Origin of the sequence: Pseudomonas sp. BIGb0278, from assembly GCF_024809895.1 — a bacterium.
GTDB classification, from domain to species: Bacteria; Pseudomonadota; Gammaproteobacteria; order Pseudomonadales; family Pseudomonadaceae; genus Aquipseudomonas; species Aquipseudomonas shirazensis.
Genome location: NZ_JANUEL010000005.1, coordinates 324,670 through 350,124 on the forward strand (window position 1 = coordinate 324,670; position 25,455 = coordinate 350,124).

The following is a 25,455-nucleotide window of genomic DNA, read 5'->3' on the forward strand; positions in this document are numbered from 1 at the left end:
GAGGACGCCTTGATTCTAACGGCGCCAGTCGCCCTTGTCGTGCTGTGGAGAGAAGTGCTTGGACAGAGTGTTCATCGAAGGCCTGGAAGTCGATACGGTAATCGGCGCCTACGACTGGGAGCGGGAGATTCGCCAGTGCCTGCGCCTGGACCTGAGTCTGGCGTGGGACAACCGCCCCGCGGCCGCCACTGACGACCTCAACCTGGCCCTGTGCTACGCCACCATCACGGCGCGCATTCAGGCCTTTGCCGAACAGGCGCGGTTCGAACTGGTAGAAACCTTCGCCGAGCGCCTGGTCGCGCTGTTGATGGCCGAATTCAATATCCCCTGGATACGCCTGAAACTGACCAAGCCGGGCGCGGTGCCGGCGGCCCGTGGTGGTGTTGGCGTGGAGATCGAGCGCGGATGTCTCTGAGCACGGTATATCTGGGGCTGGGCAGCAATGTTGAGCGCGAGCGGCACTTGTGTGCGGGGCTCGACGCGCTGGCCAGCTTTCTCGGCGACATGCGTTGCTCGGCAGTATTCGAAAGCCAGGCGGTGGGGATCAAGAGTGGTCCGTTCTACAACCTGGTGGTGACCGGGCAAACCGACCTGCCGCTGCTCGAGCTGGACCGTCGGCTGAAGTTGATCGAGGCGGAAAACGGCCGCTACGCGCCTGAGCGCAAGGGCTTGCCGCTGGATATCGATGTGCTGATGTATGACGATCTGCACGGTAGCTTCGATGGCCTGGAATTGCCGCGGGCGGAGATTCTGAAAAACGCCTTTGTGCTGCTGCCGTTGTCGCAGATCGCGCCGCAGCTGGTCCATCCCGGTGAGGGCAAGCGTATGGCCCAGCTGTGGCAGGATGCCAACATCGATCAGATATTGGCACCCGTGCCGTTTGAATGGCGCGGCTTGCAGTTGACCCGGACCTGAGCCGCAGTCACAGCGGCATTCAGCGCTGGGTATAGGCTTCCAGTGCCGACAATCGCTGGGCTTTGACCGCCTCGCCCAGCGCTTGCCCGGTCAGGCCTTGCTGGACCAGATCTTTCACTTCTACGGCTTTCGCGGCTGCAGCTGCCCCGCGCAGGTAGGCACTCTGCGAGCAGTCATGCAGCGAGTGTCCATGGGCAATCATCTCGCAGACTGCAATGAAGTCTTCCAGGCGCTGCGGACGGCGATAGACGTCGAACTTCTGCAAAATATTCAGCAACGTGCTGGCATCCAGCGCTGCTGCCTGCTGGTAGTGATGCTGCCATTCGCCTACCAGGCAGGCGAGTTCCTGGCATTCACGAGGTGCCTTGAAACGCTGGCCGACGGCTTTGATGGCTGCACCCAGATCATGGGTCAGGCAGGCCCAGCGTACGTGCAGTGGCTGTTCATGGGCTGCGGCGTGGGCCAACACGGCCAAGGTGGCCTGGCCGCGTTCACCTGGCGTGGCAAACAGCGAATCCAGCTCGGGTAGCAGCTCTTTGAGCGCGCCGCAGGCCCGCAGCACTTCAATGAATACCTGTGGCTGATCTTCCATCAGGGCCCGTTCGATCTCCTTCCAGCTGCGTTCGGCAGTCAGCGCCTGCAGTTCACCGGACTCGGTGATCTGGCGCATCAGCTCAAGCGTCTGGGCGGCCACCGTGAAGCCCAAAGCGGCATAGCGCGCAGCGAACCGCGCAACCCGCAGCACGCGCAGGGGATCTTCGGCGAACGCCGGAGATACATGGCGCAGGATGCGCTGTTCGAGGTCACTCTGGCCGTTGTAGGGATCGTATAGGTTGCCCTGCAGGTCTTCGGCCATGGCATTGATGGTCAGATCGCGACGGATCAGGTCTTCTTCGAGCGTAACTTCGGGGCTGGCGTGAAAGGTAAAGCCGCCATAGCCGCGTCCGCTCTTGCGTTCGGTGCGCGCAAGTGCGTACTCCTCGCCGGTTTTCGGGTGGATAAAGACCGGGAAATCAGCACCGACCGGGCGATAGCCCAGCGCTTGCATCTGCTCGACCGTTGCACCCACCACCAGCCAGTCGACATCGCTTACCGGCAAGCCGAGCAGGCGGTCGCGCACGGCGCCGCCGACTTTGTAAATCTGCATGTAGAACCTCCATTGCTGGCGACAGGATACCCTGTCGACAGCAATGGCGGTGGCTGGGCTAGAGGTGGTGGATCACCGCCAGGTCCATCCGGCCGTAGTCGCCGGGGTCGCCGTGTTCGCCCCGTGGCGGCATGTGATGGGTCTTCATGATCTGGTCACCTTGCACGGTTTCCAGATGGATATCGAAGCCCCACAAACGGTGCAGGTGCTTGAGGACTTCTTCGGTGGAGTCGCCCAATGGTTTGCGGTTGTGCTGCTGGTGGCGCAGGGTCAGCGAGCGGTCGCCGCGGCGGTCGATGCTCCAGATCTGCACGTTCGGTTCGCGGTTGCCAAGGTTGTACTGCGATGCCAGTTGTTCGCGGATGGTGCGGTAGCCGTCTTCGTCGTGGATTGCAGGCACCAGCAGGTCATCACGCTGGTCGTCGTCAAGGATGCTGAACAGCTTCAGGTCGCGGATTACCTTGGGTGACAGGTACTGCAGAATGAAGCTCTCATCCTTGAAACTGCTCATGGCGAACTTGATGGTAGACAACCAATCGCTGCCGGCAATTTCAGGGAACCAGCGGCGATCTTCGTCGGTTGGGTGTTCACACATACGCCGAATATCGACGTACATGGCAAAGCCCAGGGCGTAGGGGTTGATGCCATTGTAGTACGGGCTGTCGAAGCCGGGCTGGAACACCACGCTGGTGTGCGACTGCAAAAACTCCATCATGAAGCCTTCAGTAACCAGGCCTTCGTCGTAGAGGTCATTCATCAAGGTGTAGTGCCAGAAGGTTGCCCAGCCTTCGTTCATCACCTGGGTCTGGCGCTGTGGATAGAAGTACTGGGCAATCTTGCGCACGATGCGCACCACTTCACGCTGCCAAGGCTCAAGCAATGGGGCGTGTTTCTCGATGAAATAGAGGATGTTCTCCTGCGGTTCGGCCGGGAAGCGCGCGTCGTCGCGGTCGTTGCCCTTGTCGGCGCCTTTGGGGATGGTCCGCCACAAGTCGTTGATCTGGCGTTGCAGGTGTTCTTCACGGTCCTTTTGCCGGCGGCGCTCTTCCTCGGCGGAAATCGGGTAGGGGCGTTTGTAGCGGTCCACGCCGTAATTCATCAAGGCGTGGCAGGAGTCGATCAGGTCCTCCACTGCGTCGATGCCATGGCGCTCTTCACACTGGGCGATGTACTGCTTGGCGAACACCAGGTAATCGATGATCGAGCTGGCATCGGTCCAGGTGCGGAACAGGTAGTTGCCCTTGAAGAAGCTGTTGTGGCCGTAGCAGGCGTGAGCAATCACCAGTGCCTGCATGCACATGGTGTTTTCTTCCATCAGGTAGGCGATGCACGGGTCGGAGTTGATCACGATCTCGTAAGCGAGGCCCATCTGCCCCCGGCTGTAGGACTTCTCGGTGCTGAGGAACTGCTTGCCGTAGGACCAGTGGTGGTAACCGAGCGGCATGCCGATCGAGGCATAGGCATCCATCATCTGCTCGGCAGTGATGACCTCGATCTGGTTGGGGTAAGTGTCCAGCGCGTAACGCTCGGCCAGCCGACCGATTTCGCGGTCGTAGGTCTGGATCAGGTCGAACGTCCACTCGGACCCGGTGGAAATCGGTTGGCGTCTCTGTGCTCTGGCGGTCATGTGGCTAACCTACGCTGGAAGAGTTCACGGAAGACCGGATAGATATCACCGGCCGAGACCAACTGCTGCTGGGCAAAGGTATCCGGGAACGAATCGCCGATGCGCTCGTACTCGTACCACAGCGCCTGGTGCTCACGTGGGGTAATTTCAACGTAAGTGTAGTACTGCACATGCGGCATGATCTGCTTGGAGAGGATCTCGCGGCAGATCGGCGAATCGTCGTTCCAGTTGTCCCCGTCCGAAGCTTGCGCGGCGTAGATGTTCCAGTCGTTGGTCGGATAACGTTCGGCCATGATCTCCTGCATCAGTTTGAGCGCACTGGAGACGATGGTGCCGCCGGTTTCGCGCGAATAGAAGAACTCTTCTTCGTCGACTTCGCGGGCACTGGTGTGGTGACGTATGAACACTACGTCGATGCGGTCGTAGTTACGCTTGAGAAACAGATACAACAGGATGAAGAAGCGCTTGGCGATGTCCTTGGTGGCCTGGGTCATCGAGCCGGACACGTCCATCAGGCAGAACATCACCGCCTTGGAGCTGGGACTGGGTTGCTTCACCAGCAGGTTGTACTTGAGGTCAAAGGTGTCGAGGAAGGGCAGGCGGTTGATCCGCGCGCTCAACCGCTGGATTTCGGCTTCGACTGCCTGGATATCGGTGAAATTGTCTGGTTCTTCGACTTTCAGTCGTGCCAGCTCCGCCTTGGCCTCACGCAACAGGGCGCGGCTGCTGCCGGTCAGGGCGATGCGCCGGGCATGGGCCGAGCGCAGGGTGCGGATGATGTTGATGCGTGCGGGGTTGCCTTCGTTGCTGATCCCGGCGCGGACGGTCTTGTAAGTCTCGGTGCCGGTCAGCTGGCGTTTGACCAGGTTGGGCAGCTCGAGGTCCTCGAACATGAACTCGAGAAACTCTTCCTGAGTGATCTGGAATACGAAGTCGTCCATGCCGTCGCCGGAATTACCCGCTTTGCCACGTCCGCCGCCACCGCCGGCGCCACCTTGCGGCCGCGCGATGTGTTCACCGGCGGTGAATTCCTTGTTGCCTGGATGGACCACGGTCTGCTTGCCGCCGCGGCCATGATGAAGCACCGGTTCGTCGATATCACGCCCGGGGATGCTGATCTGCTCGCCGTGCTCCATGTCCATGATGGAACGACGACTCACCGCCTCTTCGACGGCCTTCTTGATGTGGTCACGGTACCGGCGCAGAAAACGCTGGCGGTTGACCGTGCTCTTGTTCTTGCCGTTCAGGCGTCGGTCGATTACGTAGCTCATGGTCTCTCCGCTGACAACAGCTGCAGGCTTGACGCTGCACGAAACAGCCACCACCAGTACCGCAGGCTGTGGCGCAGCGTCGAAACGGTGCGCTGCACAGCGTGCGGTCTGGGCCGTCTAGCTAGCCGCTTACTGCGATTTCCTGACCCGCAGGTACCATTCCGAAAGCAGGCGCACCTGCTTGTCGGTGTAGCCACGCTCCACCATCCGGGTGACGAAGTCGTTGTGCTTCTGCTGGTCCTCTTTGCTGGCCTTGGCGTTGAAGCTGATGACCGGCAGCAGGTCCTCGGTGTTGGAGAACATTTTCTTCTCGATCACCACCCGCAGTTTTTCGTAGCTGAGCCAGGTTGGGTTCTTGCCGTTGTTGTTGGCGCGGGCACGCAACACGAAGTTGACGATCTCGTTGCGGAAGTCCTTCGGATTGCTGATGCCGGCCGGTTTCTCGATCTTCTCCAGCTCCTCGTTGAGGGCAATCCGGTTGAGGATTTCGCCGGTTTCCGGGTCGCGGTACTCCTGGTCCTGAATCCAGAAGTCTGCGTACAGCACATAACGGTCGAAGATGTTCTGGCCGTACTCGCTGTAGGACTCGAGGTAGGCGGTCTGGATTTCCTTGCCGATGAACTCGATATAGCGCGGTGCCAGGTACTCTTTGAGGAAGCGCAGATAGCGTTCACGCACCTCGGCCGGGAATTGCTCCTGCTCGATCTGCTGCTCCAGTACATACAGCAGGTGCACCGGGTTGGCCGCTACCTCGTGGGCGTCGAAGTTGAACACCTTGGACAGGATCTTGAACGCGAAGCGGGTCGACAGACCGTTCATGCCCTCGTCGACACCGGCCGAATCGCGGTACTCCTGGATCGACTTGGCTTTTGGATCGGTGTCCTTTAGGTTCTCGCCGTCGTAGACGCGCATCTTCGAGTAGATGTTGGAGTTTTCCGGCTCCTTGAGGCGCGACAGCACAGTGAACTGGGCCAGCATCTTCAAGGTATCGGGCGCGCAATGCGCCTTGGCCAGCGAGCTGTTGAACAGCAGCTTGTCGTAAATTTTGATCTCGTCACTGACGCGCAGGCAGTACGGCACCTTGACGATGTAGATCCGGTCGATGAACGCTTCGTTGTTCTTGTTGTTACGGAAGGTGTGCCACTCCGATTCGTTGGAGTGAGCCAGCAGAATCCCGGAGTAGGGGATCGCCCCCAGGCCTTCAGTACTGTTGTAGTTACCTTCCTGAGTAGCTGTCAGCAGTGGGTGCAGGACCTTGATCGGCGCCTTGAACATCTCGACGAATTCCATCAGGCCCTGGTTGGCCCGGCACAATGCGCCCGAGTAGCTGTAGGCGTCGGCGTCGTTCTGCGGGAATTCCTCGAGCTTGCGGATATCCACCTTGCCGACCAGTGCCGAGATGTCCTGGTTGTTTTCGTCACCGGGTTCGGTCTTGGCCACGGCGATCTGATTGAGGATCGACGGGTACAGCTTGACCACCTTGAACTGGCTGATGTCGCCCCCGAACTCAGCCAGCCGCTTGGTCGCCCAGGGCGACATGATGGTGTTCAGATAACGCCGTGGGATGCCGAAGTCTTCTTCGAGAATGGCGCCGTCTTCTGTCGCATTGAACAGACCCAGCGGCGACTCGAAGACCGGCGATCCCTTGATCGCATAGAACGGTACTTTTTCGATCAGTTGCTTGAGCTTCTCGGCCAGCGACGACTTACCGCCACCTACCGGACCGAGCAAATAAAGGATCTGTTTCTTCTCTTCCAGACCCTGCGCAGCATGGCGGAAGTAGGAGACTATCTGATCGATGCACTCTTCCATGCCATGGAAGTCGGCAAAGGCCGGATAGCGCCGGATCACCTTGTTGGAGAAGATGCGCGACAGCCGTGAGTTGGTGGAGGTATCGATCACCTCCGGTTCACCGATGGCCAGCAACAGCCGTTCGGCCGCCGAGGCATACGCGCTGCGGTCCTGCTTGCACAGCTCCAGGTATTCCTGCAGCGTCAATTCTTCCTGACGGGTTGACTCGAAACGTTGTTGGAAGTGGCTAAAAATACTCATGACGTCACCTCGCTCGATACGTGGAGCCGACGCCGGATCAATCAGTTGATGCTGGCAGCTGCCGGATTTCGCCGGCCGCTGTGTACCCCCCAGAACACCCTTGAAGCGCTACCGATGACCCGCACGCCGGTGTACCGGCTCTCCCCTTTTTGGATGGCCTGAGCTTAAGAGTAGTTGGTTCTGCGCAAGGGCAAGGGCGCTAGGCCGAGAAGTTTGCCGCGACCGTTCGTCAGGTCTGGCGCAGCCCGCACGGGGCGCGGGCTGCAGGCTAAGTGAAAATTTATTCGGCAGAGCTGGTAGCGGTCTCGGCGGGGTAGGTATTGCGCCACAGTTCAAAGCCGCCATCGAGGCTGTAGACGTCGGAGAAACCCTGGCCAATCAGGTACGCGGCAGCGCTCTGGCTGGAGTTGCCGTGGTAGCAGACAACGACGGTGGGTTTGTCCAGATCGGCGGCGCGGATGAAGTCGCTGATCGAGTGGTTATCCAGGTGCTGAGCGCCATCGATGTGGCCAGCGGCGTAGGCCTGCGGATCACGGATGTCGACCACGACTGCACCTTGCTCGCGCAGGGCCTGGGCCTGCTCGGGAGGGATGCGCTTGAATTCGCTCATGGCGAGGTTCCTTCTGGGCTGATCGTTGAGTTTAGCTGACTGACCGGCGGGCGCGGGGTCCCGTCGTCGGCGCAGTCGCAGCGGTGCATTTCGCCACTGTCGACGTTATACAGGGTCATCGCGCCGCCCCACACGCAGCCGGTGTCCAGCGCCACTACGCCAGGGGCGTCGGCTTGCCCTTCGAGGGCGGCCCAGTGGCCGAAGATGATCTGCACATGCCGGGAGCGGCGGTCTTTGTGCGCGAACCAGGGCTTGTAGCCCTTGGGTGCAGTGTCCAGGCCTTCTTTGCTTTTCAGGTCTAGTTTGCCTGCGGCGGTGCAGAAGCGCATGCGGGTGAAGTAGTTGGTGATCACACGCAGGCGATCGACCCCGCTGAGGTCCTTGCTCCACTTGTTCGGCTCGTTGCCGTACATGCCGTCCAGATAGAGTTTGAGTCGGGTGTCGTCGCGCAGTACCTGCTCTACCTCGGCAGCCAGTTCAAGGGCTTTGCCTAGGGTCCATTGAGGTGGGATACCGGCATGCACCAGGGCAACGCCGCGCTGCTCGTCGTAATGCAGCAGTTTTTGCCGGCGTAGCCAGTCGAGCAACCGATCGGCATCTGGCGCCTCGAGAATCTCGCGCAGGGTGTCGCTTTTTTTCAGGCGCTCGACATTGTGCCAGGCCGCCAGCAGGTGCAGGTCGTGGTTGCCCAGCACGCACACCAGCGAATCGCGCATGGCGTACAGGTAACGCAGTGTTTCCAGCGATTCGGGGCCGCGGTTGACCAGGTCACCGACCAGCCACAAGCGGTCGACAGCTGGATTGAAGCGCACGCGCTCGAGCAGGCACTTGAGCGGCTGCAGGCAGCCTTGCAGATCACCGACGGCGTACACAGCCATCAGTGCAGCGACCCAGGTACAGCCAGGCGGAAGGGGGCAATGGTGGCATCGAAGCGCTTACCGTCTTCGGCGAACATCTGATAGCTGCCCTGCATGGCACCGACGTGGGTGCTGATCACCGCTCCGCTGCTGTAGGTGTGGCTCTGCCCAGGCGCGATCAGCGGTTGCTGGCCCACCACACCAGCCCCGCGCACTTCTTCGACTTCGCCATTGCCATTGGTGATCAGCCAGTGCCGTGACATCAGCTTGGCTGCGACCGTGCCACTGTTCTGCACGGTAATGGTGTAGGCGAACGCAAAGCGCTCGTTGTCGGGGTCGGACTGTTCTTTGAGGTAGCGGGTGACGACGCTAACGTCGATCAGGTATCGAGGGTCGGACATGCAATGGCCTTGAGCAAACACGCGATTACGGCAGTGCATGCAGTCTAGGCTATCGGCGGGGCGGGAGGCCAGTCGTGTCGCAGCGGAGGTGCTTCAGGGGGGGGTAGCGGCCTGGGCGCAAATGGCTGCACCCAGGCCAGGCCGGTATCGTTGTTACGCGGCGCTCTGTTCGGCCAGCTTGTCAGCCAGACGCACGAACGCAGCCAGGTCGAGCTGCTCGGGGCGCAGGCTGCCATCGACGCCGGCGGCTTCGATCTGTTCATTGCTGAGCAAAGCCTTGAGCGTGTTGCGCAGGGTCTTGCGGCGCTGGTTGAAGGCTTCGCGCACGACGCGCTCGAGCAGCAGGTGATCCTTGGCCGGGTGCGGCAGGACTTCATGCGGGACCAGGCGCACGATCGCCGAGTCGACCTTCGGCGGCGGGTTGAACGCGCCAGGGCCGACGTTGAACAGGTGTTCGACCCGGCAGTGGTACTGCACCATGATCGACAGCCGGCCCCAATCGCCGCCGCCAGGCCCTGCGGCCATGCGCTCGACCACTTCCTTTTGCAGCATGAAGTGCATGTCGCGGATCAGCCCGGCGTGGCTGAGCAGGTGGAAGATCAGCGGCGTAGAAATGTTGTACGGCAGGTTGCCGACTACTTTCAGGCTGCCGGCAGGAACACCCAGCTGGTTGAAGTCGAACTTCAGCGCATCGCCTTGATGCAGGCGGAAATTGTCGTTGCCGGCGAACTTGTGTTGCAGGATCGGCACCAGGTCCTTGTCCAGCTCGACGACGTCCAGTTGCGCGCCGCTGCTCAGCAGGCCTTCGGTGAGGGCGCCCTGGCCTGGGCCGATTTCCAGCAGGTGCTCGCCGGGCTTGGCGTGGATGGCGCGCAGGATGCGGTGGATAACACCGGCGTCATGCAGGAAGTTCTGGCCGAAGCGCTTACGCGCGCGGTGTTGGTATTGCTCGTTCATGTGCGGTTCTCGGCCATCTGATAGGCGGTGTGTAGCGCGACGCGCAGGCTGCCGGTGTCGACCTGGCCGCTGCCGGCGAGGTCCAGGGCGGTGCCGTGATCGACCGAGGTGCGGATGATCGGCAAGCCCAGGGTGACGTTGACCGCTGCGCCAAAGCCCTTGTACTTGAGTACAGGCAGGCCTTGGTCGTGGTACATCGCCAGCACCGCGTCGCAGTGCTGCAGATATTTTGGGGTAAACAGGGTATCGGCCGGCAGCGGGCCGCGCAGGTCCATGCCTTCGTTGCGCAGGCGCTGCAGTGCAGGCTCGATGATGTCGATTTCTTCGCGGCCCAGGTGGCCGCCTTCGCCGGCATGCGGGTTGAGCCCGCAGACCAGGATGCGCGGGTTGGCGATGCCGAACTTGTCGCGCAGGTCGGCATGCAGGATGCGCGTAACCCGCTCGAGGCGTTCAGCGGTGATTGCGTCGGCAATCTCGCGCAGCGGCAGATGGGTGGTTACCAGGGCAACGCGCAGGTCGCCGGTGGCGAGCATCATCACCACTTGTGCGGTGTGAGTCAGTTCGGCGAGAAACTCGGTATGTCCGGAAAATGGGATACCGCTCTCGTTGATCACGCCCTTGTGCACCGGCGCGGTGATCATCCCGGCAAAGCTGCCATCGAGGCAGCCGTTGCCCGCGCGGGTCAGGGTCTGCAGCACGAATGCGGCGTTGGCCTGATCGAGCTGGCCGGCCACAGCCGCTGTCGCCAGCGGTGTATCCCAGACATACAGGCTGCCGGCCGGTGCTGGTTGCTCGGGCCAGTTACCCGGCGCGACTGCCAGCAGGTCGACAGCCAACCCCAGCTGGGTGGCCCGCTCGGCGAGCAGGTCACGGCTGGTGATGGCAATCAGGGGGTGGGGCTGGGCTTCGCTGGCGAGCAGCAGGCACAGGTCGGGACCTATGCCGGCCGGCTCGCCGGGAGTAACGGCGAAGCGCAGGGGCTTCACTGGGCGGCCTGGTCGGCGCCAGGCAGCTTGATCTCAACGTAGGCTTCGTCGCGGATCTGGCGCAGCCAGGTTTGCAGCTCTTCGTCGTATTTACGGTTGCGCAGCACGCTCAGGGCTTGCTGTTCACGGGCCTGGTCGGTGCTGTCAGTGGCGCGGCGGCCCATGACTTCAAGCACATGCCAGCCGTACTGGGTACGGAACGGACGGGTCACTTCACCCTGTTGGGCGCGGGCCATTTCTTCGCGGAACTCAGGTACCAGGCTGTTCGGGTCGACCCAATTGAGGTCGCCGCCGTTGAGCGCCGAGCCCGGGTCTTCCGAGAAACTCTTGGCCAGGGTGGCGAAGTCTTCACCGTTCTTGATCCGCTCGTAGAGCTTCTCGGCCAGTTGCTCGGTGGCCGCGTCGCTGCGGATCTCGCTTGGCTTGATCAGGATATGGCGCACGTGCACTTCATCGCGCAGGACGTTTTCGCTGCCACCGCGCTTCTCTTCCATTTTCAGGATGAGGAAGCCGTTGGGGATGCGAATCGGCTGGGCGATCTCGCCGTTGCTGAGGCCGCTGAGCATCTTGGCGAACTCAGGTGGCAGTTGACCGGCTTTACGCCAGCCCATGTCGCCGCCTTCGAGGGCGTTTTCGCTGGCCGAACGGGCGATGGCCATCTGCGCGAAATCGGCGCCTTGCTTGAGCTGCTGGTAGACCTGGCCGGCTTGCTGAGCGGCCGCCTGGATCGCTGCCGAGTTGGCGCCTTCCGGGGTCGGGATGAGGATGTTGGAGAGGTGGAACTCTTCCGACAGCTGCATCTTGCCCTGGTCGGAGGCGAGGAAGTTTTTCACTTCCTGCTCGGACACCTGAATCCGCTCGGCAACCCGGCGCTGGCGCACGCGGCTGATGATCATCTCGCGCTTGACCTGCTCGCGAGCATCGTCGAACGACAGGCCGTCACGACGCAGCGCTGCCTGGAACTGCTCCAGCGACATGCCATTGCGCTGGGCAATGGTGCCGATGGCCTGGTTCAGCTCTTCGTCGGTAATGCGGATGCCCGAGCGTTCGCCAATCTGCAATTGCAGGTTTTCGACGATCAGGCGCTCCAGTACTTGCTGGTCCAGCGCGCCTTTTGGCGGCATGCCGCCGCCACGCTTGGCGATGGTCTGCTCGACCTCGCGTACACGTTGGTCCAGTTGGCTCTTCATGACCACGTCGTTGTCGACGATGGCCACCACGCTGTCCAGCGGTTGTGGCGCAGCGTGCGCCACGCCGGTCAGCAGTGCGGCGCCCAGCATCAGCGGGCGCAGACGATCAATAAGCTTGGTCTTCACGAGTACGATAACCTTGAATGCCTTGGTCGAGGAAAGATTCGACCTTGTTGCCCACGACGCCACCGAGCCCTTTCAGGACGATTTGCAGGAAGATGCCGTGGTCGCCTTTTTCGTTCTGCGGAATTGCCTGGCTGAAGTCGTCGTAGTCGATCCAGTAACGGTTGATCAGACGCAGCTTCCAGCAGCAGTTGTCGTACTCGAACCCGCCCATGGCTTCCAGGGTGCGGTTCTGGTTGTAGTCATGCTGCCAGCGCGCAATCGCGTTCCATTGCGGCACGATCGGCCAGATCACCGAGAAGTCGTGCTGCTTGATCTTGTAGTAGTCCTTGACGTAGTTCGGCTGGCCTGGGGTGCCGTAGTCGCCGCCGCCCACTTGCCACAAGCCGGTCAGCGAGTCGTAGCGGACCAGGTCGTTGCGGTAGCGGTAGCCAGCGTTGATGATCTTGTTCGGATTATCTTCCGGCTGGTAGTGGAACATCGCGCTACCCGAACGAGGGCTGCGGGTGTCCGGATCCCAGTTGTAGTCGGCATTCAGGCGCCAGTCGCGGTTGAAGGCGAACATGTATTCGAATGCGTACGGCGAGACGTTCGACTGCGAGTCCTGACGGGTGCGCCAGTCGATGCCTGGCATCTGCACCTTGCGATCGGCGAAGTACAGGGCCTGGCCGACGCTGACGCGTTGACGCTCGAAGCCGTTTTCTTCGATCCAGCGGTTGGTCAAACCGAGCGACAGCTTGTTCTCGTCGCCGATGCGGTCCGAGCCGCCGAAGCGGTTGTCGCGGAACAGCGAGGCGTAGTTGAAGTAGCTCTCACCGGTGTCGAAGATCGGGATGTCTTTCTGGTCTTCATACGGAACGTAGAGATAGAACAGACGCGGCTCGAGGGTCTGGCGATAGTCTTTGCCGAACCATTGGGTGTTGCGGTCGAAGTACAGGCCGCTGTCGACACTGAAGACCGGCACGTTGCGGTCCTGGCTGCTGGAGAACTCGCCACGCAGGTTGCGCGTTGCATCAGAGGCGTTAGCCAGGTCAGTCTTGCCCTTGCCATCCAAGTCCAGGTCATAACGGGTGTAGACGTATTTGAGCTTCGGCTTCACGTAGCCATAGCTGGCCTCCAACGGCAGGCTGATCGCCGGCGCGAAGTTGAGGCGAGTGCCGTTGGCGCGGGCCAGACCGAAGACGTTTTCATCAAGGCGTCGACCCGGGGTGCCACCGGCTGAAGTGTCAAGATTACCGTCCTTGTCGCGCACAGTGTCGTTCTTCAAATCACGATCGAAGCGTACAGCTTCGCTCTGATAGGTGAAGTCGAGACCGCCCGGGTGGTAAGGCAGCATGCCGTTAAGGGTCAGCTGCGGCAGCTTGTCGTACGGAGTGATGCGCGAAATTGTCGCCATCTCGTACGCCTGCGCATTCAGGCGGGCAACGTAGCTGTCACCACGGTAGGTGAGCGCACCTTGCTGGTTGACCACATCACCGGACTCGACGCCGATCTGCTCCGACTCCAAGTCTTGGTAGTAAAACGGATCGCTGATCTTGGTGTAGTCGACTTCCGCCATCAGGCGATCATCGAGGCCACCGCGGTGCTGCCAGTTGATCATGTAGCGATCTTTCTGGTAGTCGGTCTGCTTCTCGCGATCGTTGCTTTCGTCGTTCAGGTAGGCGCCGCCGAACTGACCTTCGCTGGACTTGGTCAGGTAGCGGAATTCGCCTTCGACCATCATGCCGCGTTTGGCCATGTAGCGCGGGTACAACGTGGCATCGTAGTTCGGCGCCAGGTTGAAGTAGTACGGCGTGACCAGCATGAAGCCGGTGTCGCTGCTGGAGCTGAACGACGGCGGCAGGAAGCCGGACTGGCGACGGTCATCGATCGGGAAATAGATGTACGGTGTGTAGAACACCGGGAAATCCTTGACCCGCAGGGTGACGTTGGTCGCAGTACCGAAGCCCGTGGCCGGGTTCAAGGTAATGTTGTTGCCCTTCAGCTGCCAGGCGTTGCTGTTCGGCTCACAGGTGGTATAGGTACCGTCCTTGAGGCGAATGATGGCGTTCTCGGCGCGTTTGGCGTACAGGGCGTTACCGCGAATGCGCGATTTGTGCATCACGTATTCGGCGTTGTCGACCTGGGCTTCACCGGTGTCGAGCTGGATCTGCCCGGCATCACCGACTACCAGCGCCCCGTTGTCACGGATCTTGACGTTGCCCTTGAGCTCGCCACGGTTTTCGGCCTGGTAAAGGTTGGCTTCATCAGCCTCGACCTGCATGCTGCCCTGGCGCATGACCACGTCACCGGCGAGGGTAGCGATCTGCTGCTCCTGCTGGTACTTGGAGACCTTGGCGTTGATGTAGGTCGGCGACTCGTCCTTGGGCGTGGTGTCATCCATGCCAGGGCGGGTCGGCTCGATGTAGGCACCGGCGCAGTACGGACCGGTCTCGGCCAGTTGGGCAGCCGTGAGCTTGTCGCGCGGGACCCAGTCGAGGTGACTGTAGTCTTCGCTGCGCGTTTTCAGGCCGCGGCCCTTGCTCTCGGTAACCAGCATTGGCGCGGGCTCGCCGTCGACGGTGGCTTGTTCAGCCTTACCTTCGCCGGTCGAACTGAGCGCCGCGCCATCATGCACAGGGCGTGGTGGCAGGCTGTTGGCTGGCGTCTTGGGCTTGCAGTCCCAACCACCGGAGGCGGACACTTGGCAGTCAAACTGCTCGGCTGCCACCACGTACGAGGTGGCCAGTGGTTGCAGTACCAGCAAACTGCCTGTTACCAGCAACGGAAACTTTCTACGAAACGTGGGGGATTTCAATGCCATCTTATTAGTCCGGGCTTCCTGCGTGCCATCTGCCCGCGTGTGGGGCCGCACGCCTCTCGATGGTCTGAAAAAGATGCTGGATAATAAAGCATGACCCGCTTGACGGCTAGGGCCGTCGGAGACCCTTGTAATGCCCGAACACGATCTTCGTCTAGAACTGCTCCAGGCCTGGCTCCAGGAACAACTGCTCAACCTGTTTCAACGCAACGCCTGGGGCGACGTGCCAGCAGGCACGCTGACCGCCGCCAGCAGTGACGCGAGCTTCCGCCGCTACTTCCGCTGGCAGGCCGGCGAGCGCAGTTTCGTGGTCATGGATGCGCCGCCGCCGCAGGAAAATTGCGCGCCGTTCGTTGCCATCGATCATTTGTTGGCCAGTGCCGGCGTGCACGTGCCGACCATTCATGCGCAAGACCTGGCGCGGGGCTTCCTGCTGCTGGGCGATCTGGGCCACCAGACATACCTCGACATCATTAACCCGGACAACGCCGACGGCCTGTTCGCCGACGCCATCGACGCTCTGCTGGCCTTGCAGCGGCTGCCGTTGGACGCAGCGCTGCCGAGCTACGACGACGCCTTGCTGCGCCGCGAGCTTGAGCTGTTCCCTGAGTGGTATGTGGGCCGCGAGCTGGGCGTCAGCCTGAGTGCCGAGCAGCAGGCCAGCTGGCAGCGTGTCAGCCAGCTGTTGATCGACAGCGCGCTGGCCCAGCCAAAAGTGCTGGTGCACCGCGACTACATGCCGCGCAACCTGATGCACAGTGCGCCCAACCCGGGCGTGCTGGATTTTCAGGATGCGGTCTATGGCCCGGTTACCTATGACATCACCTGCCTGTTCAAGGACGCCTTCCTCAGTTGGCCGCAAGCGCGGGTTGAAGGCTGGTTGGGTGATTACTGGGAGAAGGCGCGGGTTGCCGGCATCCCGGTGCAGGCTGAGTTCGAGGCGTTCCACCGCGCCAGTGACCTGATGGGCGTGCAGCGCCACCTCAAGGTCATCGGTATTTTCGCGCGCATCTGCCACCGCGACGGCAAGCCGCGCTACCTCAGCGACGTACCACGCTTCTTTGCTTATATAGACGAAGTGATCGTGCGCCGACCGGAGCTGGCAGAACTGGGTAGCTTGATTGCGCAACTGCAGGCGGGCCGATGAAGGCGATGATTCTGGCCGCAGGCAAGGGCGAGCGCATGCGCCCGCTGACCCTGCACACCCCGAAACCGCTGGTGCCGGTCGCCGGTCAGCCGTTGATCGAGTATCACCTGCGTGCGCTGGCGGCTGCCGGTGTGACCGAGGTGGTGATCAATCATGCGTGGCTCGGCCAGCAGATCGAAGACCACCTCGGCGATGGCAGCCAGTTCGGCCTGAGCATTCGCTACTCGGCCGAGGGCGAGCCATTGGAAACCGGTGGCGGTATCTTCAAGGCGCTGCCGCTGCTCGGTGATGCACCGTTCATTCTGGTCAACGGCGATGTCTGGACCGATTTCGACTTCAGCCGTTTGCGCGCGCCGAGCAAGGCATTGGCGCATCTGGTGCTGGTGGATAACCCCGGGCACCACGGCCGTGGCGATTTCCGCCTGCAAGGTGAGCGGGTGATCGATGGCGACGATACTCCAGGCACGCTGACTTTCAGTGGGGTGTCGGTACTGGACCCAGCGTTGTTCACCGGTTGCCAGGCGGGCGCGTTCAAGCTTGCGCCGCTGCTGCGTGCAGCGATGGCGCAGGGCCAGGTCAGCGGCGAGCACCATCAGGGCCATTGGGTCGATGTCGGTACGCTCGAGCGGCTCGCCGAAGTCGAGCGCCTGATCGGCGAGCGCGCCTGACATGTGGTGGCCGAGCACAGTGATTGGTGCCGGAGCAGGCTTTGCAGTGGCCAGTATTCCTGGTGCACTGCTGGGAGCCTTGCTGGGTCAGGCCATGGACCGGCGTTTGCGTCTGCAGGGTTGGGCGGACTGTCGCGAGCGCCTTAGCGGGCGCCCGCCGTTGCGCGATGATGAGCTGTTGTTTGTCTTGCTTGGGCGTTTGGCCAAAAGCGACGGCCGGGTGGCGCCTGGGCATATTCAGCAGGCGCGTCAGGAGATGGCCCGCTTGGCGCTGGCTGAGCCGGCGCGGTTGCGGGCGATTGCCGCGTTCAATCGCGGCAAGGCTGGCAAGGACCGCTTCAGCCATCACCTGCAACGCATCAAGCAACAGCCGCACGCTGCCGAAGGCACCTTGCGCGCGTGTTGGCGGATGGTCTGGGCCGATGGCCGGGCCGGCGCCAATGAGCGTGATCTGGTGCTGGCCTGGGGGCAACAGCTGGGCCTGAGCCGGCGCGAGGCGCAGGCGCTTTCGCTTGAGTACGAGCCGCGTAAAACCGGGGTCGAGGGCAGCACCCTGACCTACGCAGGCGCGCTGCGTTTGCTCGGCGTAGCCGCCGATACCGAGGCCGATCAGGTCAAGCAGGCCTACCGGCGCCTGCTCAGCCGCCATCACCCGGACAAACTGGTTGGCAACGGCGCCAGCGAGGCGCAGGTGCGCCAGGCAACCGAGACCACCCGCGAGCTGCACCAGGCCTACGCACTGGTGCGCAAGCGCCGCGGTTTGTAGCCACGGCCAGGATTTATTCCTGCGGGCTGAGCCAGCCGCGCACGCGGCGGAACAGTTGCTCCTGCTCTGCTGCCTTGTTGCCGGGCATGGCGATCAGCGACAGCTGCCGATACTGGCTGCCTGGCTGACGCTTGCTGGCCTGCAGGCGCAACTGCGCGGCGCGCTGGTCTGCGCTGCGGGTGGCGAAATACAGGTCGGCAACCGGCACCTTCAGCGTGGGCGTCAGGCTGAGCAGATCATGCTCGACCCGCGCCGGCGTCTGCGCCGCCACCATCACCAGTTTCTGCACCTGCGGCGGCTGCTTTTCGCTGAGGTAACGCGCTGCCCAGTAGGCGCCACTGCCGTTGCCGAGCAGGACGATGCTGCGCGCTTTCTGGCTTTGGGCGTAGGCCACGGCAGCGTCCAGGCGGGCGAAGATACGCTCGGCGTCGGCCTGATCGTTCTGTTCGCTGGCGTCGACCGCATCGGTGCTCTGCGCGGTGTCGGGGTCGGCTGCGGTGGCCTGGGCGACATTGGCGTTGGCATCGACCGGGGTGTCCTGCACGGCGGCAACCTCGCCGTTGGCTTTCTCGGCGGGCGCCGCTGGTGTTGCCTCGACCCGCGCCTGGGGACTGTCGGCAAGCAGGTCAGGCAGGCTGATGCTCAGGCTGTGCCAGCCGGCGTCGGGGAATTTACTGCGTAGCGGGCCGACCGTATTGGGCCAGTCGGCGTTCTCGCCGGCGCCGGGGAGGATGATCAGCGCGCCTTGCGGGTTACTGTCGTTGGCCGGCTTCCACAGGGCCAGAAAGCTGTCGCTGCCGGCCTGCAGCATCTGCTGCTCGGCCTTGGGCACGCGTCGTTCGAGTGCTTGCGCGTCTTCCTGGCTGCGTTCGAGCAACCCCGGGCGCACAATCGGCGCGGCGGCTGCATCGGCCGGAGCGGCAGGTTCGGCAGCGGCCGCCTGAGCTGCCAGCGGCAGGAGTGAGCTGAGGCAGATCATTGCCAGCTGCGTGCGATAAAGTGTCAACATGAATCAACCCAAAGCCAGAATGATACCTGCAGCCTAATAGTATTTGTCCGCGACGGCCACGGCTGGTGGTCGCGCTTGCCAAGTCGAGCGTATAGATGAAGCGAATGCGTCGCCTGTTGGTTATCGGCTGCCTGTGCCTGCCCTTGATCGCCCTGGCACGGCCCGCTGCGGTGCCGACGGTGGCGCTGGAGCCGGTTCAGCAACAATGGCTGGAGGAGCACCGCAGCCTGCGTGTGGGCCTGGTGCTGCAGGCGCCTTATGCGCAGTTCGACCGGCGCCTGCAGCAGCTGTATGGGGCCAACGTCGAACTGGTCAGCTGGCTGGCGCAGGCGCTCGGACTGGACCTGACCTGGCGCAATTTCGCTGACCAGGCAGCGCTTGAGCACGCCCTCAAGGCTGGTGAGATCGACTTCGCCCCAGGCCTGCCCCAGACCCCGGCCAGCCTGCGCCTGTGGCTGTTCAGCGACCCGTATATGCGCGTGCCGCAGCTGGTGGTCGGGCCGCGCAGCGGCGCGGTGGCGGTCGAACTGGAGAAGCTTGAGTCGAGTGAGCGTGTAGTGGTGCGCATGCCCAGCCCGCTGGCCGATTACTTGCGCAGCAACTACACCCACCTCAACCTGCAAGGCGTGCCCAACGAGCGGCAGGCGCTGCAAGCCCTGCTCGGTGCGCAGGCGAGCTTTGCGGTGGTCGACGAAGCGCAGCTCAGCCGCCTGTCGCGCGAAAGCGAGTTCAGCGATCTCGTCGTGGTCGGTGACATCGGCTTGCCGCAACTGCTGCGGATCGGTTCGCGGCGTGACTGGCCGCTGTTGGCCGATGTGCTCGAGCGCGGGCTGCAGGCGATGCCGGCCAAGCAGCTGGAGCAATTGCACCAGCGCTGGCTGCAGCCCAAGTACCCGCGCCTGAGCGAGAGCGCGGGTTTCTGGCAGAACCTCGCGCTGTTGTTCGGGCTGCTGTTGCTGTGTGCCATCGCCACCTTGCTGTGGCAGCGCCGTGAGCAGCGCCAGCTGGAACGCAGCTTGTTGCAGGCGCGCGAAGCGTTGGCCGAGCGCCACGGCCGCGAACAGGCACTGCGCCTGAGCCAGTTTTCCATCGACCACAGCACCGTCGGTATCCTCTGGATCAACTGGGACAGCCATGTGCGCTACGCCAACCACGCGGCCGAGGGCATGCTTGGCTACGCCGAAGGGCAACTGCTGGACCGGCCGCTGCGTGACTTCGAGCCCAACCTGGACATGGACCGTTGGCTGGAGCTGTGGCGCCGGGTGCGGGCTGGCAACGGTGGCGCCGAGCAATTCGAGAGTCAGTGCCGGTGTGCCGATGGCAGCGTGTTGCCGGTCGATCTGTCGCTGAGTTTTCTGCGCTTTCGCGATGCCGAATACCTGGTGATGTTCCTCACCGATGTCACCGAGCGCCGGCGCACCGTGGCGGCCCTGCGCGAAAGCGAAGCGCAGCTCAAGGGTATTGCCGGCAACGTACCGGGGCTGGTGTTTCGGCTCGAACGCAACCCTGCTGCCGGCGAGCTTGAATTCCCCTATATCAGCGAGGGTAGCGAAGCCCTGGTTGGCTACACTCCGGCAGCCATCCAGCATCCGCAGATGGGCTTGCGCAACCTGGTGCATCCGGATGACCGCAGTGATTATCACCGGGTCCAGGACCTGGCCCTGGCCAACAATCAGGACTGGTCGTGGCAGGGGCGCATCGTCACCCGCCAGGGCGAGCAGCGCTGGGCTGATATCAAGGCCAGTACCCGGCGCCTGGCCGACGGGCGCGTGGTCTGGGATGGCGTGGTCTGGGACATCAGCCAGAGCAAACGCGCCGAGCTGGCCCTGGCCCGTTCCGAGGGGCAGTTGCGCGAGTTGTCTGCCCACCTTGAGAGCGTGCGCGAAGAAGAAAAGGCCCGCATCGCCCGCGAAGTGCATGATGAACTCGGGCAGATGCTGACCGTGCTCAAGCTCGAAGTGTCGATGTGCGAGCTGGCCTATGCCGAGCTCGACCCCGGCCTGCACGAGCGCCTGGCGAGCATGAAGCGCTTGATCGCGCAGTTGTTCCAGCTGGTGCGTGATGTCGCCACCGCCCTGCGCCCGCCGATCCTTGATGCCGGCATCGCCTCGGCGATTGAATGGCAGGCGCGCCGCTTCGAAGCGCGCACGCAGATACCGTGTCTGGTGCAGGTGCCGGATAATCTGCCAGCATTGAGTGATGCCAAGGCCACCGGGCTGTTTCGGATTCTGCAGGAGGCGCTGACCAACGTGATGCGCCATGCCCAGGCGCACACCGTGCAGATCGAGCTGCTGCGCACCGGCGGTACCCTGCGCCTGAGCGTGATCGATGACGGTGTCGGTTTTTGCCCCGATCAACCCAGGCCGACTTCGTTTGGCCTGGTCGGTATGCGTGAGCGGGTATTGATGCTGGGCGGCAGCATGACCCTGGACAGTGAACCCGGCGAGGGCAGCAGCCTGAGCGTCAGTATCCCTCTGGATTAGGAGACAAGCATGATTCGAGTGCTGGTGGCAGAAGACCACACCATTGTCCGCGAGGGCATCAAGCAACTGATCGGCCTGGCCAAGGACATGCAGGTAGTGGCCGAGGCGGGCAATGGCGAGCAGTTGCTGGATGCGTTGCGCCACACCCCGTGCGAAGTGGTTTTGCTGGATATCTCCATGCCAGGGGTCAATGGCCTAGAGGCGATCCCGCGCATCCGCGCACTGAACAACCCGCCGGCAATTCTCATGCTGTCGATGCATGACGAGGCGCAAATGGCTGCGCGGGCTTTGAAGGCCGGCGCTGCCGGCTACGCGACCAAGGACAGCGACCCGGCGCTGTTGTTGACGGCCATCCGCCGAGTGGCGGGAGGAGGGCGCTACATCGACCCGGCGCTGGCTGACCGCATGGTGTTCGAGGTCGGCCTGACCGACACCCGGCCGCTGCATACGCTGCTGTCGGAACGCGAGTTTTCGGTATTCGAGCGCCTGGCCCAGGGCGCCAACGTCAATGACATCGCGCTGCAGTTGGCCTTGTCGAGCAAGACCATCAGCACCCATAAAGCGCGGCTGATGCAGAAGCTCAAGGTCAACTCCCTGGCCGAGCTGGTGAAGTACGCCATGGAGCACAAGCTGGTGTGACTGTTCTGCCGACGACGTCGGCAGTTACCCGCGCACCTGACACTGCGAGCAGCGCATGCGGCACGTGGCGGGCTCAAGGACGCGGCTGTCTGCTACTCGCGACCTCCCTGGCGCAGTCGCACAGCTACCGAAACGCCGATCTGATAACGCCATCCGTGTAGGGCGATCCCTACAGGCAATCTTCCAAGGGGATGATGGCATTCTCTCAGCGGCCCCGATTTGCCGGCACTTGCGCCTTGTCTAAGCTTCTCTCACGCAGTCATCCAACAAAAAGGTGCAGGCATGAGCGAGGCGAATTCGAACACTGCCAGCGGCGACACGCTGGTCAGTTTCCGTGGTGTGCAGAAGAGCTACGACGGCGAGTCGTTGATCGTCAAAGACCTCAATCTGGACATCCGCAAGGGCGAGTTCCTGACCTTGCTCGGCCCGTCCGGCTCGGGCAAGACCACCAGCCTGATGATGCTGGCCGGTTTTGAAACCCCCACCGCCGGCGAAATCCTCCTCGGTGGGCGCTCGATCAACAACGTGCCACCGCATAAGCGCGATATCGGCATGGTGTTCCAGAACTACGCATTGTTCCCGCACATGACCGTCGCCGAGAACCTTGCCTTCCCCCTGAGCGTGCGCAACCTGAGCAAGACCGACATCAGCGAGCGGGTCAAGCGCGTGCTCGGCATGGTCCAGCTCGACGCCTTCGCCCAGCGCTACCCCGGTCAGCTCTCCGGCGGCCAGCAGCAGCGGGTGGCATTGGCTCGTGCTCTGGTTTTCGAGCCGCAGCTGGTGCTGATGGACGAACCGCTCGGGGCGCTGGACAAACAACTGCGTGAGCACATGCAGATGGAGATCAAGCACATTCACCAGCGCCTGGGCGTGACCGTGGTCTACGTCACCCACGACCAGAGCGAAGCACTGACCATGTCTGATCGGGTGGCAGTGTTCCATCAGGGCGAAATTCAGCAGATCGCCGACCCGCGCACCCTCTATGAAGAGCCGCGCAATACCTTCGTCGCCAACTTCATCGGTGAAAACAACCGCCTCAGCGGCACCTTGCTGGCGCGCAATGGCGAGCGCTGCCAGGTGCAGCTGGCGCGGGGCGAGAAGGTCGAGGCATTGGCGGTGAATGTCGGCCAGGCGGGCGATCCGGTGACCTTGTCGATCCGCCCCGAGCGGGTCCGCCTCAATGGCCACAGCGAGCACTGCGCCAACCGATTCTCCGGCCGCGTGGCCGAGTTCATCTATCTGGGCGACCACGTACGGGTGCGTCTGGAAGTCTGCGGCAAGGGCGACTTCTTCGTGAAGCAGCCGATTGCCGAACTCGACCCGGCCCTGGCCGTGGGCGATGTGGTACCGCTGGGCTGGGAAGTCGAACACGCCCGCGCGCTCGATCCGATTGCCGAAGCCCATTGAAGGTTCGCTTAACCAACCCTGTACTGTGGAGAGAATAATAATGCGCAAGCAGTTGAAACTGACCGCCGTGGCCCTCGGCCTGTTCGCCGCCAGCCAGGCCATGGCCGCCGCAGACCTGACCGTGGTGTCGTTCGGTGGAGCCAACAAGGCCGCCCAGGTCAAAGCCTTCTACGAGCCGTGGGAAAAGGCCGGCAAGGGCAAGATCGTCGCCGGTGAGTACAACGGTGAAATGGCCAAGGTCAAAGCCATGGTCGATACCAAGAGCGTGTCGTGGAACCTGGTTGAAGTCGAATCGCCGGAGCTAGCCCGTGGTTGCGACGAGGGCCTGTTCGAGGAAATCGATCCCGCTCAGTTCGGTGACGAGGCGGACTACGTCAAGGGCGCTATTCAGCCGTGCGGTGTCGGCTTCTTCGTCTGGTCCACGGTGCTGGCCTACAACGCCGACAAGCTCAAGACCGCACCAACCAGCTGGGCTGATTTCTGGGACACCAAGCAGTTCCCGGGCAAGCGCGGCCTGCGCAAAGGTGCCAAGTACACCCTCGAGTTCGCGTTGATGGCCGACGGTGTTGCGCCCAAGGACGTCTACAAGGAACTGGCGACCAAAGCCGGTCAGGATCGCGCCTTCAAAAAGCTCGATCAGCTCAAACCGAGCATTCAGTGGTGGGAAGCCGGCGCCCAGCCGCCGCAGTACCTTGCCTCTGGCGACGTAGTGATGAGCTCGGCCTACAACGGTCGCATCGCTGCCGTGCAGAAAGAAAGCAACCTCAAGGTGGTATGGAACGGCGGCATCTATGACTTTGACGCCTGGGCCATTCCTAAAGGCGCGAAGAACAGCAAAGAGGCGAAGGAATTCATCGCCTTCAGCGTTGCGCCCGAGCAGCAAAAGACCTACTCGCAAAACATCGCCTACGGTCCGGCCAATTCCAAGGCGGTCGCGCTGCTGGCGGATGACGTGAAGAAAGACATGCCGACCACGCCTGAAAACATCGCCAACCAGGTGCAGATCGACGTGGCCTTCTGGGCTGACAACAGCGAGCAGCTGGAGCAACGCTTCAACGCCTGGGCGGCGAAGAAGTAACTGCGCCCTCGGAGCGCCGGGTTATCTCCGGCGCTCCCCGTTTTCCAGATTTTCGGAGTTCGCCATGGCCATTGCAGTGCCCCTGAACGAAGGCGCAGGTAAAAGCCTCAAACAGCGCCTCAAGCATGCCGAGCGGGTCAACCGCTGGAAGGCCCAGGCGTTGATCGCGCCGCTGGCGCTGTTTCTTCTGCTGGTGTTCCTGGTGCCGATTGCGGCGCTGTTGTTCAAGAGCGTGGCCAACCCCGAAGTGGTCGCCGGCCTGCCGCGCACCGTCGAGGCGGTACAGCAGTGGGATGGCAAGAGCCTGCCTGGCGAACCGGTATATCAGGCGCTGAGCCAGGACCTGGCCGAGGCGCGCAAGAACCAGACCCTCGGTGACCTGTCCAAACGCTTGAACATGGAGCTGGCCGGTTACCGCAGCCTGTTGTCGAAGACTGCCCGGGCGCTGCCGTTCGCGAGCGAACCGGCTTCCTATAAAGAAGCACTGCAAAACCTGGATGAGCGTTGGGGCGATCCTGCCTACTGGCAGGCGATCCGCCGCAATACCAGTACCGTCACCCCGTATTACCTGCTGGCCTCGGTCGATCACCGCATCGATGATCTCGGTGAGATAGCCAAGGCCACGCCGGACCAGGCGATCTACCTGGATATCTTCACCCGCACCCTGTGGATGGGTGTGGTCATCACCGTGATCTGCCTGTTGCTGGCTTACCCGTTGGCCTATCTGCTGGCCAACCTGCCAACCCGGCAGAGCAACCTGTTGATGATTCTCGTGCTGTTGCCGTTCTGGACCTCGATTCTGGTGCGGGTGGCTGCCTGGATCGTGCTGTTGCAGTCGGGCGGGTTGATCAACAGTGCGCTGATGGCGATGGGTATCATCGACGAGCCGTTGGAATTGGTGTTCAACCGCACCGGGGTGTACATCTCTATGGTGCATATCCTCCTGCCATTCATGATCCTGCCGTTGTACAGCGTCATGAAGGGCATCTCGCCGAGCTATATGCGCGCAGCGATTTCGCTGGGCTGCCATCCGTTCGCCAGTTTCTGGCGGGTGTACTTCCCGCAGACCTACGCAGGTATTGGCGCAGGTTGCCTGCTGGTGTTCATTCTGGCGATCGGCTACTACATCACGCCGGCGCTGCTCGGCAGCCCGAACGATCAAATGGTCAGCTACTTCGTGGCCTTCTACACCAACACCAGCATCAACTGGGGCATGGCCACCGCACTGGGCGGGCTGTTGCTGCTGGCAACCGTGCTGCTGTACCTGATCTATAGCTGGCTGGTCGGCGCCAGCCGCCTGCGTCTGAGCTGAGGAGCCTTGT

General features: G+C 62.3%; 22 protein-coding genes. 10 read left to right on the forward strand and 12 right to left on the reverse strand.

The window, feature by feature from the left end; translation table 11 throughout:
• Nucleotides 1-58: 58 nt before the first annotated feature.
• A complete protein-coding gene (gene folB, locus M2396_RS18555; RefSeq protein WP_101322398.1) occupies nucleotides 59-415 on the forward strand; it encodes a dihydroneopterin aldolase in 357 nt (118 codons plus the stop codon).
• Nucleotides 406-915 (forward strand): 2-amino-4-hydroxy-6-hydroxymethyldihydropteridine diphosphokinase, encoded by a 510-nt coding sequence (gene folK / locus M2396_RS18560; protein ID WP_150571167.1) that lies wholly within the window; start codon nucleotides 406-408, stop codon nucleotides 913-915. Before folB ends, folK begins: the two co-directional genes overlap by 10 nt.
• A gap of 19 nt (nucleotides 916-934) precedes the next feature.
• On the opposite strand, the gene M2396_RS18565 is transcribed toward folK, so the two are convergent.
• From M2396_RS18565 to M2396_RS18615, 11 genes are all read right to left on the reverse strand, one after another.
• Complete coding sequence (locus M2396_RS18565) at nucleotides 935-2,062, reverse strand: multifunctional CCA addition/repair protein (RefSeq protein ID WP_220632660.1); 1,128 nt, start codon at nucleotides 2,060-2,062, stop codon at nucleotides 935-937.
• 58 nt (nucleotides 2,063-2,120) lie between these two features.
• Nucleotides 2,121-3,689 carry a SpoVR family protein gene (locus tag M2396_RS18570; protein ID WP_259077193.1) on the reverse strand — a complete coding sequence of 523 codons (1,569 nt, stop codon included), beginning with the start codon at nucleotides 3,687-3,689 and terminating at the stop codon, nucleotides 2,121-2,123.
• Nucleotides 3,686-4,960 carry a YeaH/YhbH family protein gene (locus tag M2396_RS18575; RefSeq protein ID WP_101322394.1) on the reverse strand — a complete coding sequence of 425 codons (1,275 nt, stop codon included), beginning with the start codon at nucleotides 4,958-4,960 and terminating at the stop codon, nucleotides 3,686-3,688. Before M2396_RS18575 ends, M2396_RS18570 begins: the two co-directional genes overlap by 4 nt.
• Before the next feature lie 129 nt (nucleotides 4,961-5,089).
• Nucleotides 5,090-7,012, reverse strand: a complete 1,923-nt coding sequence (locus M2396_RS18580; RefSeq protein WP_101322393.1) for a PrkA family serine protein kinase — start codon at nucleotides 7,010-7,012, stop codon at nucleotides 5,090-5,092.
• A gap of 280 nt (nucleotides 7,013-7,292) precedes the next feature.
• Nucleotides 7,293-7,622: a thiosulfate sulfurtransferase GlpE gene (gene glpE / locus M2396_RS18585; RefSeq protein WP_101322392.1), complete on the reverse strand. Its 330-nt coding sequence runs from the start codon at nucleotides 7,620-7,622 to the stop codon at nucleotides 7,293-7,295.
• Complete coding sequence (locus tag M2396_RS18590; RefSeq protein WP_150571169.1) at nucleotides 7,619-8,500, reverse strand: symmetrical bis(5'-nucleosyl)-tetraphosphatase; 882 nt, start codon at nucleotides 8,498-8,500, stop codon at nucleotides 7,619-7,621. Before M2396_RS18590 ends, glpE begins: the two co-directional genes overlap by 4 nt.
• Nucleotides 8,500-8,880, reverse strand: coding sequence for a Co2+/Mg2+ efflux protein ApaG (gene apaG, locus M2396_RS18595; protein WP_101322390.1), 381 nt, complete (start codon nucleotides 8,878-8,880; stop codon nucleotides 8,500-8,502). The genes M2396_RS18590 and apaG overlap by 1 nt, the downstream gene beginning before the upstream one ends.
• A 153-nt stretch (nucleotides 8,881-9,033) precedes the next feature.
• Nucleotides 9,034-9,837: a 16S rRNA (adenine(1518)-N(6)/adenine(1519)-N(6))-dimethyltransferase RsmA gene (rsmA, locus tag M2396_RS18600; protein ID WP_101322389.1), complete on the reverse strand. Its 804-nt coding sequence runs from the start codon at nucleotides 9,835-9,837 to the stop codon at nucleotides 9,034-9,036.
• The gene (pdxA, locus tag M2396_RS18605; RefSeq protein WP_101322388.1) at nucleotides 9,834-10,823 is read right to left on the reverse strand and encodes a 4-hydroxythreonine-4-phosphate dehydrogenase PdxA; all 990 of its coding nucleotides are present in this window, start codon (nucleotides 10,821-10,823) and stop codon (nucleotides 9,834-9,836) included. The genes rsmA and pdxA overlap by 4 nt, the downstream gene beginning before the upstream one ends.
• Nucleotides 10,820-12,139: a peptidylprolyl isomerase SurA gene (gene surA / locus M2396_RS18610; protein WP_101322387.1), complete on the reverse strand. Its 1,320-nt coding sequence runs from the start codon at nucleotides 12,137-12,139 to the stop codon at nucleotides 10,820-10,822. Before surA ends, pdxA begins: the two co-directional genes overlap by 4 nt.
• Nucleotides 12,120-14,939 (reverse strand): LPS-assembly protein LptD, encoded by a 2,820-nt coding sequence (locus M2396_RS18615; protein WP_259077197.1) that lies wholly within the window; start codon nucleotides 14,937-14,939, stop codon nucleotides 12,120-12,122. The genes surA and M2396_RS18615 overlap by 20 nt, the downstream gene beginning before the upstream one ends.
• Nucleotides 14,940-15,069: 130 nt before the next feature.
• Between M2396_RS18615 and M2396_RS18620 the strand changes: the two genes are divergently transcribed.
• Genes M2396_RS18620 through M2396_RS18630 form a run of 3 tightly spaced genes read left to right on the forward strand, consistent with a single transcriptional unit; the run spans nucleotide 15,070 to nucleotide 17,517 of the window.
• Entirely contained in the window at nucleotides 15,070-16,083 is a 1,014-nt protein-coding gene (locus M2396_RS18620; RefSeq protein ID WP_259077199.1) for an aminoglycoside phosphotransferase family protein, read from the forward strand.
• Nucleotides 16,080-16,751 carry an N-acetylmuramate alpha-1-phosphate uridylyltransferase MurU gene (murU, locus tag M2396_RS18625; protein ID WP_103435190.1) on the forward strand — a complete coding sequence of 224 codons (672 nt, stop codon included), beginning with the start codon at nucleotides 16,080-16,082 and terminating at the stop codon, nucleotides 16,749-16,751. Before M2396_RS18620 ends, murU begins: the two co-directional genes overlap by 4 nt.
• Nucleotide 16,752: 1 nt before the next feature.
• Entirely contained in the window at nucleotides 16,753-17,517 is a 765-nt protein-coding gene (locus M2396_RS18630; protein WP_101322383.1) for a TerB family tellurite resistance protein, read from the forward strand.
• 13 nt (nucleotides 17,518-17,530) lie between these two features.
• On the opposite strand, the gene M2396_RS18635 is transcribed toward M2396_RS18630, so the two are convergent.
• The gene (locus M2396_RS18635) at nucleotides 17,531-18,526 is read right to left on the reverse strand and encodes an alpha/beta hydrolase family protein (RefSeq protein ID WP_150571173.1); all 996 of its coding nucleotides are present in this window, start codon (nucleotides 18,524-18,526) and stop codon (nucleotides 17,531-17,533) included.
• Between the two features lie 95 nt (nucleotides 18,527-18,621).
• Between M2396_RS18635 and M2396_RS18640 the strand changes: the two genes are divergently transcribed.
• The 5 genes from M2396_RS18640 (at nucleotide 18,622) to M2396_RS18660 (ending at nucleotide 25,445) form a co-directional block, all read left to right on the forward strand.
• Nucleotides 18,622-21,009 carry a PAS domain S-box protein gene (locus M2396_RS18640; RefSeq protein WP_259077202.1) on the forward strand — a complete coding sequence of 796 codons (2,388 nt, stop codon included), beginning with the start codon at nucleotides 18,622-18,624 and terminating at the stop codon, nucleotides 21,007-21,009.
• Between the two features lie 9 nt (nucleotides 21,010-21,018).
• On the forward strand, nucleotides 21,019-21,648 hold the full coding sequence (locus tag M2396_RS18645; RefSeq protein WP_103435186.1) for a response regulator transcription factor: 630 nt from the start codon (nucleotides 21,019-21,021) through the stop codon (nucleotides 21,646-21,648).
• Nucleotides 21,649-21,930: 282 nt separating this feature from the next.
• Nucleotides 21,931-23,055 (forward strand): ABC transporter ATP-binding protein, encoded by a 1,125-nt coding sequence (locus tag M2396_RS18650; protein ID WP_101322379.1) that lies wholly within the window; start codon nucleotides 21,931-21,933, stop codon nucleotides 23,053-23,055.
• A gap of 40 nt (nucleotides 23,056-23,095) precedes the next feature.
• Entirely contained in the window at nucleotides 23,096-24,133 is a 1,038-nt protein-coding gene (locus M2396_RS18655) for an ABC transporter substrate-binding protein (RefSeq protein ID WP_101322378.1), read from the forward strand.
• 64 nt (nucleotides 24,134-24,197) lie between these two features.
• Entirely contained in the window at nucleotides 24,198-25,445 is a 1,248-nt protein-coding gene (locus M2396_RS18660) for an ABC transporter permease (protein ID WP_101322377.1), read from the forward strand.
• Nucleotides 25,446-25,455 lie beyond the last annotated feature (10 nt).